The organism is Vibrio aquaticus, from assembly GCF_003970385.1.
Taxonomy (GTDB): domain Bacteria; phylum Pseudomonadota; class Gammaproteobacteria; order Enterobacterales; family Vibrionaceae; genus Vibrio; species Vibrio aquaticus.
The window spans coordinates 104425-116794 of sequence record NZ_RXZH01000005.1 but is presented as its reverse complement, the minus strand read 5'-3'; the positions used below and the strand labels follow the sequence as shown (position 1 = coordinate 116794).

The following is a 12370-nucleotide window of genomic DNA, read 5'->3' as shown; positions in this document are numbered from 1 at the left end:
CAAAAAATTAAACCAATTCAGCCAGTTTAGCGATAGCGTCTGCTTGGCTCAATGTCTCTTGAGTCCCGCCAATCAGATCTTTCAGTACAACGGTGTTGTCTGCCACTTCGTTCTCACCAAGAACAAGTGCGACTGCTGCACCTACTTTATCAGCACGCTTGAACTGCTTCTTGAAGTTACCGCCGCCAAAGTGGCTCATCACACGTAGACCAGGTACTTGTGCACGTAGAGATTCAGCTAACTTCATGCCAGCCATCATCGTGCCTTCGCCTGCCGTTACCATGTAAACATCAACGCTGCGGCGTACATCTGTCAGCTCGAGAGTTTCTAGCATTAGAACTAGACGCTCTAGACCCATTGCAAAACCCACTGCTGGTGTCGCTTGGCCACCTAGCTGCTCTACAAGACCGTCGTAACGACCACCGCCACATACTGTGCCTTGTGCACCTAGGCTTTCCGTGATCCACTCAAATACCGTGCGGTTGTAGTAATCTAGGCCACGAACTAAACGCTCGTTAACTGTGTATTCGATACCTGCAGCGTCTAAAAGTTCACATAGACCTGCGAAGTGTGCTTTAGATTCTTCACCTAGGTAGTCAGAAAGACGAGGTGCATCACCTAAAATAGCCTGAACATCAGGGTTCTTCGTATCTAGAACACGCAGAGGGTTAGTGTGCATACGACGCTTACAGTCCTCGTCTAGCACGTCGATGTGTTGCTCAAGGAATGCAACCAATGCAGTACGGTAGTCTGCGCGATCTTCTTGAGAACCGATAGAGTTAAGCTCAAGACGAACATGTTCATTGATGCCTAGCTCACGCCATAGACGCGCTGTCATCATAATCAGTTCAGCATCAACGTCAGGGCCATTTAGACCAAACACCTCAACACCACATTGGTGGAATTGACGGTAACGACCTTTTTGAGGGCGTTCGTGGCGGAACATTGGACCCATGTACCATAGACGCTGTTCGTCACGGTTGATCAGACTATTTTGAATACACGCACGTACACAACCCGCTGTACCTTCAGGACGCAGCGTTAGGCTATCGCCATTACGGTCGTCAAAGGTGTACATTTCTTTTGAAACGACGTCAGTTTCTTCACCAACAGCACGGCTGAATAGGTTTGTCTCTTCAACGATTGGCATGCGCACTTCGTTGTAGCCGTATGCACTCACGGTACTTTTCACTGCGTTTTCTAGTTTTTGCCACAATGGAGATTGAGTTGGAAGGCAGTCGTTCATACCTCGGATTGCTTGAATTTTCTTTGCCACAGTTTTCTACCGTAAAATGGTTAACGTAATTGGGTTACGTTGAGATTAATCTTGTACTTTCACTTCGATTCGGTTGGCTTCATCTAAGGTTGAAGCTTTTGCGCGGATCTTCGCTTCAAGCTGATCCACTAAATCGTTGTTATCGAAACGCTCTTTCTGACGTTTACCGTCTTCATAAAAAGCGCTCTTCTTGTTACTGCCTGCTAGACCTAAATGAGAGACTTCTGCTTCACCTGGGCCATTCACTACACAACCGATGATCGAGACATCCATTGGCGTGATAACATCTTCAAGGCGTTGTTCTAATGCGTTAACAGTACCAATCACATCAAACTCTTGACGTGAACAACTTGGGCACGCAATAAAGTTAATACCGCGTGAGCGAATACGCAGTGATTTCAGGATATCGAAACCGACTTTGATCTCTTCAACCGGATCTGCAGCAAGAGAGATACGCAGCGTATCGCCAATACCTTCCGCAAGAAGCATCCCCAAGCCAACCGATGACTTGACCGCACCTGCGCGAGCACCACCAGCCTCAGTGATACCAAGGTGTAACGGTTGGTCGATTTTTTTCGCAAGCAAGCGGTATGAGTCAACCGCTAGGAATACATCAGACGCTTTCACACTCACTTTGAACTGGTCAAAGTTAAGACGGTCTAGGATATCGACATGGCGCATCGCGGATTCAACTAACGCTGCTGGTGTTGGCTCGCCATATTTCATCTGGATGTCTTTCTCCAGAGAGCCGCCATTCACACCGATACGAATTGGGATGTTTTTGTCGCGCGCGCAGTCAACAACAGAACGAATACGCTCTTCGTTACCAATGTTACCTGGGTTAATACGCAAACAATCCACACCGTATTCTGCTACTTTCAACGCAATACGATAGTCAAAGTGAATGTCCGCTACGAGAGGGATATTCACTTGCTGCTTAATCTGTTTGAACGCTTCTGCCGCATCCATGGTTGGAACCGACACTCGAACGATGTCTGCACCGACATTTTCCAGCGCTTTAATCTGTGCAACAGTCGCGGCTACGTCTGTTGTTCTCGTGTTTGTCATTGACTGAACGGTAATTGGTGCGCCATCACCAATAGGCACATCGCCCACGTAGATACGAGTCGATGGACGACGTTTAATAGGGGATTCGTATTGCATTGGTAATCTCTAAGGTAAGTTAAATCTAGCTACTTTGCCTGAAGTATACCCAGAAAGGTCCACAGGTTCACTCGCTAATGTCATGGAAACGTTTTCAGGCGCGCCTAAAATAACGCTATAAGGCATATTTCCACTCAACTCTAGGCTTTGGCCTGCTTTTTTAACGCCAGTCGACAGCGTTTTTCCAGATGAGTCTTTGACTTGAATCCAGCAGTCATCACTAAATGACATGGTTAATAGGTTTTTAACCACTTCTACCGGTTTATCTTGCTCTTGAGGTTCGGTAATTTCAGCAACAGGTTCTGGTTGAGATACTTCGATAGCCGCAGTTTCTTTGGCTTGAGCTTCAACCGATTCTGCAATGATCTCTGTGCTGATCGAAGGCTCTGTGGTTTGCGCCGCTTCTGCTTCGATGATTTCTTCAATGTTGCTATCTGTCGCCGTCACTGGGGACTCAGGCGCTTCTAACGTAGTGAAGTCGAGTTCAGGCTCGCTGGCTTGGAGCTGTTCGATTTGACGCTCTTGTTCAGTTTCACTGATCAAATCGACCATACTGGTTTCTTGGTTTTGCCACCACCACACCGATGAGATACCCGCAATCACCGCAAAAATACCCCAAGTGAGCGTCATAATGCGGCTATCATGCTTCTCGCGATTTGTTTTGCGAGAAAAACTTTTCATCTCTTGCTCTTCTGGCTTTGTCTCTTCACAGCCGTCAAGCGCACACAACACAACTGACTCTTCAAGGCCAACTGCGCGAGCGTAAGAACGAAGGTAGCCGCGAGTGAATGTTGCCACTTGATCAGAGGCAAAATTATTCTCTTCGATGTTCTCGATAATGGAAGGTCGTAAACGTAAGCGATCAGCAATTTGTTTTTGACTCAACCCAAGCTCTTCACGCTTACGTTTTAATAATGTTCCTGCTTGAAGTTGTTCCGTTTCTTGCTCGTTGGTTGATACTTGCTGTTCGTCGGTCATGGTTCAATAATTCTCTGGTTGCTTAAGCTTGATGATTCAGCATCTTAATTATTAGTTCTTCGTTGTTTGCTAATAAACCAAACTTAAAAATTGGTTGGGTTGTACCCTTTCGATGATTAACACGCTTCACTCAATAGACAGGGATAATTTCCCTAAAGCGTTAACCGATCATTCTAATAGATATCATAGATGAAACAACATAGAGAAAGCGCATAATTTACAAGCAGCTCAAGGTTTTTCATAGTTTTGACAATGATATCGCTACAGGATGTAACGAAAAAGCCAGAGCTAGGCTCTGGCTTTAAGATTTGTGAGGGTCTGAATTAGACCGCTTTTACATCGATTGTTTCGCCTTTCGCGGCACGATTCATGGCCGTTCGCTTAGTTCGGTCAATTACGTCGCCCACTAGCTGACCACAAGCTGCATCAATGTCATCGCCACGCGTTTTACGAACGGTCACAGTGTGATCGTATTGCATCAATGTCTTCTGGAAACGGTCAATACGTGAGTTACTTGGCTTCTTGTATGGTGAACCCGGGTATGGGTTAAATGGAATCAAGTTGATCTTACAAGGCGTATCTTTCATTAACTCCGCAAGTTCACGAGCGTGGTCCATGTCATCGTTAACATGATCCAGTAACACGTACTCTACGGTTACTTTGCCGCGGTTTGCGTTTGAAGATTCAATGTAGCGGCGAACCGACGCCAAAAAGTCTTGGATATCCCAACGGTCGTTAATCGGCATGATTTGGCTACGCAACTCATCGTTTGGCGCGTGTAGAGAAATCGCCAGTGCAACATCGATTTTACCCGTCATCTGATCAAGACCAGAGACCACACCCGATGTTGATACCGTTACACGACGTTTAGACAGGCCGAAAGCCAGATCATCAAGCATAAGCTCGAGTGCAGGGATCAAGTTCTTCATATTTAGAAGTGGCTCACCCATACCCATCATTACGATGTTAGTAATAGGACGACGACCTGTCTCTTTCTCTAGACCAACTTCACGTGCAGCGCGCCACACCTGACCAATGATTTCAGACACTTTCAGATTGCGGTTGAAGCCTTGTTGCGCCGTTGAGCAGAACTTACATTCTAGAGCACAACCAACTTGCGAAGAGACACACAGCGTTGCACGGTCATCTTCTGGGATGTAAACCGTTTCAACGTCTTGATCACCGACCTTCATGGCCCACTTAATCGTGCCATCTGAAGAGTGCTGCGCTTCTGCAACCGTCGGTGCTTTAATCTCACAACGATGCAGCAGTTTTTCACGTAGCTTCTTGTTAATGTTCGTCATATTGTCGAAGTTATCGACACCGAAATGGTAGATCCACTTCATAACTTGATCTGCACGGAATGCTTTTTCACCAAGCTCTTCGGCAAAAAACTTACGCATACCTTGACGATCAAAGTCGAGTAGATTGATTTTTTCAGTAGTCATGTGACCTCTCAAACAACGGAACAGTAATTAAGGGCGCGAATTGTACAGCCTTTGTGCAGTAACAACAAGGGCTGGCACCGTTTTGTTAATTTTAGTTGTTACCGGAAAATACGCGGTTAAGCAAAAGCTTTTTTTTGCGCCTGCACGACTAAATAATTGTTTCTTCCTGACCTTTTTACTTGATAAAGCACTTCATCAACACGGTGGATCATTTCACTGTCGCTAGGTTGAGCATCGCTAAAGAGTACCGCGCCAACAGACAGCGTAACGCAACCAAACGGTGATTCCTGATTCTCAATCTCAACCTGTGCTAAACGCTCTTTGAGTTGAGCCAGTTTCTGAGCTAACCATCGTTGTTCAGTGTGGTTAACTAAGATAAGCACTTCATCGCCACCATACCGAATGACCTTGCATTCTGGTTCGGTAAATAGCTCTTGAAACAGTTCAGCCAAACGGGTCAGCAGCTTATCGCCCGGAATATGACCATAGGAATCGTTGTATTGTTTGAAGTAATCTATATCAATCAAAACCATGCCAAGAGACTGCTCTGCGCAGATTTGTTTGCGACTTTCCATCATCAATTGCGACAAGCTCTGACGATTGTAGAGCTGAGTCAGTGGATCGGTCGTCGCCAATTTATGTAATTCTTGCTTCTGTTTATTGAGCTGCTCGCGCTGCTGCAGATTCTTCAAGCCCACAGCTAGGTAACTGGCGAGCTGCTTAAACAAGGAGAAGTGAAATTCTTTGTACTCTTCCCCTTCTTGAGATTGGCAGGTTACCACTCCAAGTAACTCACCATTAAGTTCAATGGGAGCATAAATAACAGAGATCGAGCCTCGGTTATGAGTACCAATGATTTTTACCTGTTCTTTGGGTTTGCCAAGCTTATTTGCTAGCGCCTGCTGAGATAGGCTGTTCTCAAAAAATGCTTGCTTGTCTTTCACACACAGCGCAGTGAGCGAATTGATGTCATTACAATCAACCGAGAATGGGGGTACTTGCTCATCTGCGGTAATGAACTGGTGGTAATGAACGTGATTTGTCTCTTTATCAAACAAGCCAATGGCAAACGCATCACACTGAATGACATCCTGCATATCTCGGAAAATATCCATCGCAGGTTTATCCATCGAGTCACTGGTACTCAGCCTTTCACCGATGGCATTGATAAGATCTAAATTTTGATGCAGCGAATGAGCATGCTTGAGTTCGTTTCGCTGAGCCTGCAAACCAATCAAATCATAGATAAAGACTTTTTCTTTCGACTTTTGCATTTGCTTGCTATTCATCGCTCGAAGAAACGGTGTATAGATTGCAATACCCACACAAACCAATACAAATTGAAGCAGCACCGGTGCAAATGCCCCTTCAGTCGCCAAGTAGCCACTCAAAAAGACTGGGGTCATCCAGTTGATGGTTTCAGAAACGACAGGAACTAACCCAATGGTGATCGCTGAGAAGGCAATCACAAGCGAGATCACGGGCGTTAGTAAGAATGGAATGATCAAGATCGGGTTAAACATGATAGGCAAGCCATAGATGATCGGCTCATTAATATTGAAAATCCCCAGAGGGAGAACCGCTAGTGCCAGTTTACGATGCGTCCCCTTTTTGCTGAAAAGAAGCATGCTAAGCGCTAGACAGAGTGTATTGCCTGCCCCACCGATACCCGCATAAATATCATAAAAGCTACTGCTTAAGATCGGCATAGCCTCCCCATAAAGGCGATAACTTTCAATTGCCTGGTTGGAGAGTTGAAATAACTCTTGCTTATAGGCAGCAAGAACCAGGTGACCATTTAGGCCAAACACCCATAAAAGATTTCTGACCACCTCGTAGATGACGCCATCCACGATGGAATGAGGATCAAGAGTTGGCAACTGGATATTCACATCAGGCCCTTTTGCCAATACCACACTGGTAGCACTACATACGACGATAAACGCCGCGATAACGAACAAGCACACCCACACCGTATGAAGTGACTCTTCTAATAAATTGCGAGTGGTGTTTTTGTACTTGGGCAAGCCGCGATAGAAAGCATTGATCATCAAGCAACTAAAGATAGGGAAAATGATGGCCAATAAATAGTTGCTTGGTAACGAAAGTAACTCTGACGACATTCCCCAGTTTTCACTGACGGTAAAGTAAAGGAACACGGTAGGAATGATCACCATCACTCTCTGGAGTTGGTGTTTCGACGCTAAAAATTGCGAGTAATACACCACCAAAAGAACAGGGAATAGCTCCAACATCGCCGAGCCACTGCGGCTCAACCAATAAGATAAAGTTGGGTAACCTAAATGATTAGCACCTTGCCCGAGCAAAGTTGAAAAAGCGGAAACCAGAGAAACCGGCAATAGCGTAATAAATACATTACTGATCCCAGCAATATAGTCATTATCTACAATTTTGTTGAATGTCTTCATCATCTCTACTGCTCATCTTACTCTCTAACACGCGCAGAATGACATACTATATAAATGTGAGCAAAGTTTTTTATGCTGTATAAATGAAATTTATTAGGAAGACGTTTAAGAAAATAGCCGAATTGAAACAGCCCGAATTAAAACGGGCTGCATATAAATAAGTTTACTTTGAAGGAGGCTCTGGAGTGGTAATCGCTTGAATTTGCTCCACTATCGCTTTTAACCCATTTCCACGTGAAGGGCTAAGATGGGCAATCAAACCAAGTTTTTCAAAATAAGCCTCAACGTCAAACGTTTGAATCTCTTCACTCGTCTTACCATCAAAAGCGGCCATCACTAAGGCAATCAACCCGCGTACAATGCGTGCATCAGAGTCTGCACAGAAGAACCACTTATCCCCAACTTGCTCGCTCACTAACCACACTAAGCTTTCGCAACCCGATACCGTGACTTGCTCAGATTTCAGATCATCTGACATTTTAGGCAGCTTTTTACCCCATTGGATCACTTGGCGATAGCGATCTTCCCAGCCTTTGAAGTTCTGCATGGTCGCAACGATATCTTCAGCGGTAATATCAATACCAAATGGAGATTGAGGAAACGGTGACATACTCTTCTTAACCTCTGTTAGTTACTGTATTTCTGAATCAGCTTTTCAACAATGCGCGAGACAGCCACAAAACCGAATGTCGCAGTAACTACGGTTGCAGCACCAAAACCACTCGCACAGTCCATACGCTTTGGACCTTCCGCCGTTGATTTGACCCCACAAACACTGCCATCTGGCTGAGGGTATTTCAGCTGCTCCGTTGAAAAGACACAATCGATACCAAACTTACGCGCTGGGTTAGTTGGGAAGTTATGATGACGACGCAACGTATCTTTGATTTTCTTCGCTAATGGATCTTGGATTGTCTTGGTGAGATCCGCCACTTTAATTTGGGTAGGATCAATTTGACCACCTGCGCCACCGGTCGTAATCACTTTAATTTTGTTACTGCGGCAGTAAGCCAATAAAGAGGCTTTGGCTTTCACACTGTCGATGGCATCTAGCACGTAATCGTACTCTTTGCTTAGGTACTCATGCTGATTGTCAGGCGTGATAAAATCATCAATTAAATTAACCTTACATTCCGGATTAATCAGCTTAACGCGTTCTGCCATCACTTCGATTTTGCTCTGACCAACCGTGCCTGACATTGCATGGATTTGACGGTTAATGTTAGTCACACACACATCGTCCATATCAATCAAAGTAAGCTCACCCACGCCGGTACGAGCCAGTGCTTCAACCGCCCAAGAGCCAACACCACCAATACCGATCACACACACGTGTGCTGCACGAAGGATCTCTACTTCGCTATTCCCATACAGGCGGCGAGTACCACCAAAACGCTGGTTGTAGTTATCAGAAGCTGGAGTGTCGAGTTCACGCATATTGATTTTCCGCTTGGTACAAAAACAAAGAGTGCGATTTATACGCACTCTTTATTCAAATGTCTAGATTAGAAGGTCTATTGTAGCTTCTCAGGAGGCAATGCCCAAGGCGCTTGTGTTGCCGAGCCATCAAGCCCTAACTTCCACACTCGACCAAAGTGTTTGTAATGGCCAGCTTCCGTACCTGCTCTTGGCCCCATACCATGGTAAAGGTCTAGGTGGTTTTGCTTCACTGCTCCACCAGTATCTAACACGATCAACAAACGAAGTTGGTGTGCACCACTCCATGTGCCGTCTGGGTTAAGCAGAGGAACTTCGGCTAGAATCGGCGTTCCCATTGGAAAGATAGAGCGATCGCCCGCCACTGACGCCATTGGCAATAATGGAATACCTGCAGACCCTGTTACTGGTGCATCTGCACGTGGAGCAAAGAAGACAAACGATGGGTTTTGCTCTAGAAGTTCTCGCACTGTTGCTTCATCGTTGGCAAGCACCCACTCTTTAATGGCTTTCATCGACATCTTTTCACGCGAGACAAGCTCTCGTTCAATCAGCACTCGGCCAATACTCACATAAGCTTTGTTGTTCTTACCGCCGTAAGCGAAATACTCTAACGTGTCATCATCTTCAAAATGAACAAAGCCACTGCCCTGCACTTCCATCAAGAATGGATCAATCATGTTAGCCGCATAGCCAAGCTCTAACCCAAGCCCATCTAATGCACCATCATAGATCTGCGCACGTGTTGGGCAATCGCCCTCACAATCAGGCTTTGCATACACTGGATATTTGAATTTTTCATTTGGCTCGTGACGCAGTTCCATCACCGGAGAAAAATAGCCAGTAAATAGGACATTACCTTTTTTGTCGCCACCGCCAAGCTGAGCCGCTTGAATATCAAAATTTGCCAACTCGCTAGGGTCACCACTTTGCAGTACCCACTCATTAAGCTTTTCATAAAGCGGTTGATAGAGGTTAGCCATTGACGGCGAGTTTTCGACAACTTGCTCTGCCTGACGATGAAATTCGGTGAAATCTCGAGGCTTATCGGACGCGACCGTCACCGATTTATTAAGGATATTAGTAAACTCTTCGCCGTTGTATTGCTGGGCGCGGTCCGTTGGTTGTGCACAGCCAAAAAGAAGTGATGCGGCTGCAATAGGAAGATATTTTTTGAACACTGGTTTGTTCCCTTTCAAGCGATGCTATGAGCATGACAAACTTAGCAATATTTCGCAATCAACCAGTGGTTAATGACTGTTATTTTTGGATTTCTCTGACACGATAAACCGGCTGGTAATTCAGTTCAGAGATCTGCTTCATCTCAGTAAACGCTTCATTCAGTGCTTGAAAGCGATGCTCTTTACCCCCTACGTTAAATTTAAGGTAGGTGCCATCCCAATGAAATTGAGTGGCGACGACACCGCCATCCACAGAAACACCTGCGCCATTAAGGACAAATTCATTGGCTGCATAAAAGGCAACGTCTTGCTCAACCCATCGACCATAAAGTTCTGATTTAGGGTAAGTCTTTTCAAGATAGTAGTCGTACAATTGACCGCCTAACATCACCGCTGTGATAGCTGCAATGATCGAGCCTATCAAAAAGGTGCGTTCGATCAGTTTGTTGTTTCCGTTTGATTTCGTACTCACGTTCGCTGTACCAGTGTACTCTAGAGTGCCATTAGAGATATTAAGTGTGTGCCAAAAAAGGGAAAATTGCGACAAATGCACCAACAAACAGAATGATAACCCGTTTATTTCAGAGTGGACTTTACACTTCATCGACTCAGTTTTCCATGGGCAAATAAAAAACACTTGCCGCATGTAGAATAAAATCGCACTATAAGTGTATATAAATTCACTAAATGGAAGTAAGTGTGAAGATTCGTAGTACCGCTCTTGTTAAAGGATTTAGACAATCCGCTCCTTACGTCAACGCCCATAGAGATAAAACCATGGTCGTGATGCTAGGCGGTGAAGCCGTTGCCGATGGAAACTTTTCCAATATTATCAGTGACCTTGCTTTGCTGCATAGTTTAGGTGTGAAAATTGTCTTAGTTCATGGAGCGCGTCCACAAATTAATCGTCTGTTTGAACAGAATCAACACAGTACGCCTTATCACAAAGGGATTCGAGTCACTGACGAAACCTCTCTCAATTATGTAATGCAAGCCGCCGGGCAACTGCAACTGTCTATTACTGCCCAGCTTTCCATGAGCCTGAGCAATACGCCGATGGCTGGAACACAACTGAATGTCGTCAGCGGTAACTTTGTTATCTCTCAGCCTTTAGGCATCGATGATGGCATCGACTATTGTCACAGTGGCCGCATTCGCCGTATCGATACCGATGGCATCAACCGCATGCTTAACCAAGGTTCGATTGTCTTGCTTGGTCCTATTGCGAGCTCTGTTACCGGTGAGTCATTTAATCTGCTTTCCGAGGAAGTGGCGACACAAGTGGCGATCAAACTTAAAGCTGACAAGCTGATTGGTTTTTGTTCTGAGCAAGGAATCATTGATGAGAATGGCAACGCAGTCGCCGAGTTGTTCCCTAAAGACGCAGAGAAGATTTTATCAAGATTGGAAAGCCAAGCCGAAGACGACATAGCAAACTCTTCTGGAACACTTCGATTCTTACGAGCCGCGACGGCTGCATGTCGTGCGGGCGTGCCACGTAGTCACTTGATCAGCTACAAAGTCGATGGCGCCTTGGTTCAAGAACTCTTCTCACTCGATGGTATCGGTACGCAAATTGTCGAAGCCAGTGCTGAGCAGGTCAGGGTCGCAGGGATAGACGATATTGGCGGGATCTTAGACTTGATTCACCCTCTTGAAGAGCAAGGTGTGTTGGTCCGCCGCTCTCGTGAACAACTAGAGCAAGAGATTCATCAATTCACCATCATTGAAAAAGATGGTCTGATCATCGGTTGTGCGGCGCTTTATCCTTATCCAGAAGAACGTATGGCGGAAATGGCTTGTGTGGCGATCCATCCAGAGTATCGAGATGGTAACAGAGGTTTGCTTCTGCTTAATCACATGCGACTGCAATCAAAAGCACAAGGTATTGAATACATCTTTGTCCTCACAACTCACAGCTTACATTGGTTTAGAGAGCAAGGCTTCCATGAGATGGACGTGAACTCTCTTCCCTCGCATAAACAGAACTTATACAACTATCAGCGTAAATCGAAGATTTTGACACTCAAGCTCTGATTTTGTGCATTTTTTCGCTTTCATGATAAAAAATTAACGAACTCGAGAAAATGCTGACTTTCCTTTCTGCTCTCGATTGGTTAATATTTAGGCTTTCAATGATAAGCACTATGTTTCTCATTGGAAGCTGATAGGATCATTTCTCTACTAGGCACGTTCGAACACTCGAACGGCTCAGTCGCAAGGATTGCTTGAGGTTACAGACAACGTCACTAAGAGCAAACTATCGATGAAGAAAATCATCTGTAATTCAGTACAGAGTTTTTGGGACATGGCAGACAATGAATTACTAGAAGATCTAGATGTCCACTGTGTGTTCCCTGTTACTGAAGGCTTAAAAGCATTTATTCTTAACTACAAAGAGAAATACCGCATTCGCAGTATCTCATTCTCTGCTGCACTGTGTTAAGAACCCGATAA

General features: G+C 45.2%; 11 protein-coding genes. 2 read left to right on the top strand and 9 right to left on the bottom strand.

Features of this window, described 5'->3' with window-relative positions:
- Nucleotides 1-7 precede the first annotated feature (7 nt).
- The 9 genes from hisS to EJ063_RS12575 all read right to left on the bottom strand — a co-directional run bounded on the left by hisS (nt 8) and on the right by EJ063_RS12575 (nt 10517).
- Nucleotides 8-1276 (bottom strand): histidine--tRNA ligase, encoded by a 1269-nt coding sequence (hisS, locus tag EJ063_RS12615; RefSeq protein ID WP_126574637.1) that lies wholly within the window; start codon nt 1274-1276, stop codon nt 8-10.
- Nucleotides 1277-1321: 45 nt separating this feature from the next.
- Nucleotides 1322-2440, bottom strand: coding sequence for a flavodoxin-dependent (E)-4-hydroxy-3-methylbut-2-enyl-diphosphate synthase (ispG, locus tag EJ063_RS12610; protein ID WP_126574636.1), 1119 nt, complete (start codon nt 2438-2440; stop codon nt 1322-1324).
- A gap of 9 nt (nt 2441-2449) precedes the next feature.
- Nucleotides 2450-3418: a cytoskeleton protein RodZ gene (gene rodZ / locus EJ063_RS12605; protein ID WP_126574635.1), complete on the bottom strand. Its 969-nt coding sequence runs from the start codon at nt 3416-3418 to the stop codon at nt 2450-2452.
- A 323-nt stretch (nt 3419-3741) separates the two neighbouring features.
- A complete protein-coding gene (gene rlmN / locus EJ063_RS12600; protein WP_126574634.1) occupies nt 3742-4866 on the bottom strand; it encodes a dual-specificity RNA methyltransferase RlmN in 1125 nt (374 codons plus the stop codon).
- Nucleotides 4867-4982: 116 nt separating this feature from the next.
- Nucleotides 4983-7298 (bottom strand): diguanylate cyclase, encoded by a 2316-nt coding sequence (locus tag EJ063_RS12595; RefSeq protein ID WP_126574633.1) that lies wholly within the window; start codon nt 7296-7298, stop codon nt 4983-4985.
- A 160-nt stretch (nt 7299-7458) separates the two neighbouring features.
- Complete coding sequence (gene csdE, locus EJ063_RS12590; RefSeq protein WP_126574632.1) at nt 7459-7905, bottom strand: cysteine desulfurase sulfur acceptor subunit CsdE; 447 nt, start codon at nt 7903-7905, stop codon at nt 7459-7461.
- 17 nt (nt 7906-7922) lie between these two features.
- Entirely contained in the window at nt 7923-8732 is an 810-nt protein-coding gene (tcdA, locus tag EJ063_RS12585) for a tRNA cyclic N6-threonylcarbamoyladenosine(37) synthase TcdA (RefSeq protein WP_126574631.1), read from the bottom strand.
- Between the two features lie 77 nt (nt 8733-8809).
- On the bottom strand, nt 8810-9913 hold the full coding sequence (mltA, locus tag EJ063_RS12580) for a murein transglycosylase A (RefSeq protein ID WP_126574630.1): 1104 nt from the start codon (nt 9911-9913) through the stop codon (nt 8810-8812).
- A 79-nt stretch (nt 9914-9992) separates the two neighbouring features.
- A complete protein-coding gene (locus tag EJ063_RS12575; RefSeq protein WP_126574629.1) occupies nt 9993-10517 on the bottom strand; it encodes a DUF2850 domain-containing protein in 525 nt (174 codons plus the stop codon).
- Nucleotides 10518-10612: 95 nt separating this feature from the next.
- Between EJ063_RS12575 and argA the strand changes: the two genes are divergently transcribed.
- Complete coding sequence (argA, locus tag EJ063_RS12570; protein WP_126574628.1) at nt 10613-11950, top strand: amino-acid N-acetyltransferase; 1338 nt, start codon at nt 10613-10615, stop codon at nt 11948-11950.
- Between the two features lie 229 nt (nt 11951-12179).
- Complete coding sequence (locus EJ063_RS12565) at nt 12180-12359, top strand: hypothetical protein (RefSeq protein WP_126574627.1); 180 nt, start codon at nt 12180-12182, stop codon at nt 12357-12359.
- Nucleotides 12360-12370 lie beyond the last annotated feature (11 nt).

Bases quoted from the DNA above. Each gene is read 5' to 3' on its own strand.
- EJ063_RS12565 (WP_126574627.1), top strand. From the start codon at position 12,180: ATGAAGAAAATCATCTGTAATTCAGTACAGAGTTTTTGGGACATGGCA.
- EJ063_RS12575 (WP_126574629.1), bottom strand. From the start codon at position 10,517: ATGAAGTGTAAAGTCCACTCTGAAATAAACGGGTTATCATTCTGTTTG.
- rodZ (WP_126574635.1), bottom strand. From the start codon at position 3,418: ATGACCGACGAACAGCAAGTATCAACCAACGAGCAAGAAACGGAACAA.
- tcdA (WP_126574631.1), bottom strand. From the start codon at position 8,732: ATGCGTGAACTCGACACTCCAGCTTCTGATAACTACAACCAGCGTTTT.
- EJ063_RS12595 (WP_126574633.1), bottom strand. From the start codon at position 7,298: ATGATGAAGACATTCAACAAAATTGTAGATAATGACTATATTGCTGGG.
- csdE (WP_126574632.1), bottom strand. From the start codon at position 7,905: ATGTCACCGTTTCCTCAATCTCCATTTGGTATTGATATTACCGCTGAA.
- rlmN (WP_126574634.1), bottom strand. From the start codon at position 4,866: ATGACTACTGAAAAAATCAATCTACTCGACTTTGATCGTCAAGGTATG.
- ispG (WP_126574636.1), bottom strand. From the start codon at position 2,440: ATGCAATACGAATCCCCTATTAAACGTCGTCCATCGACTCGTATCTAC.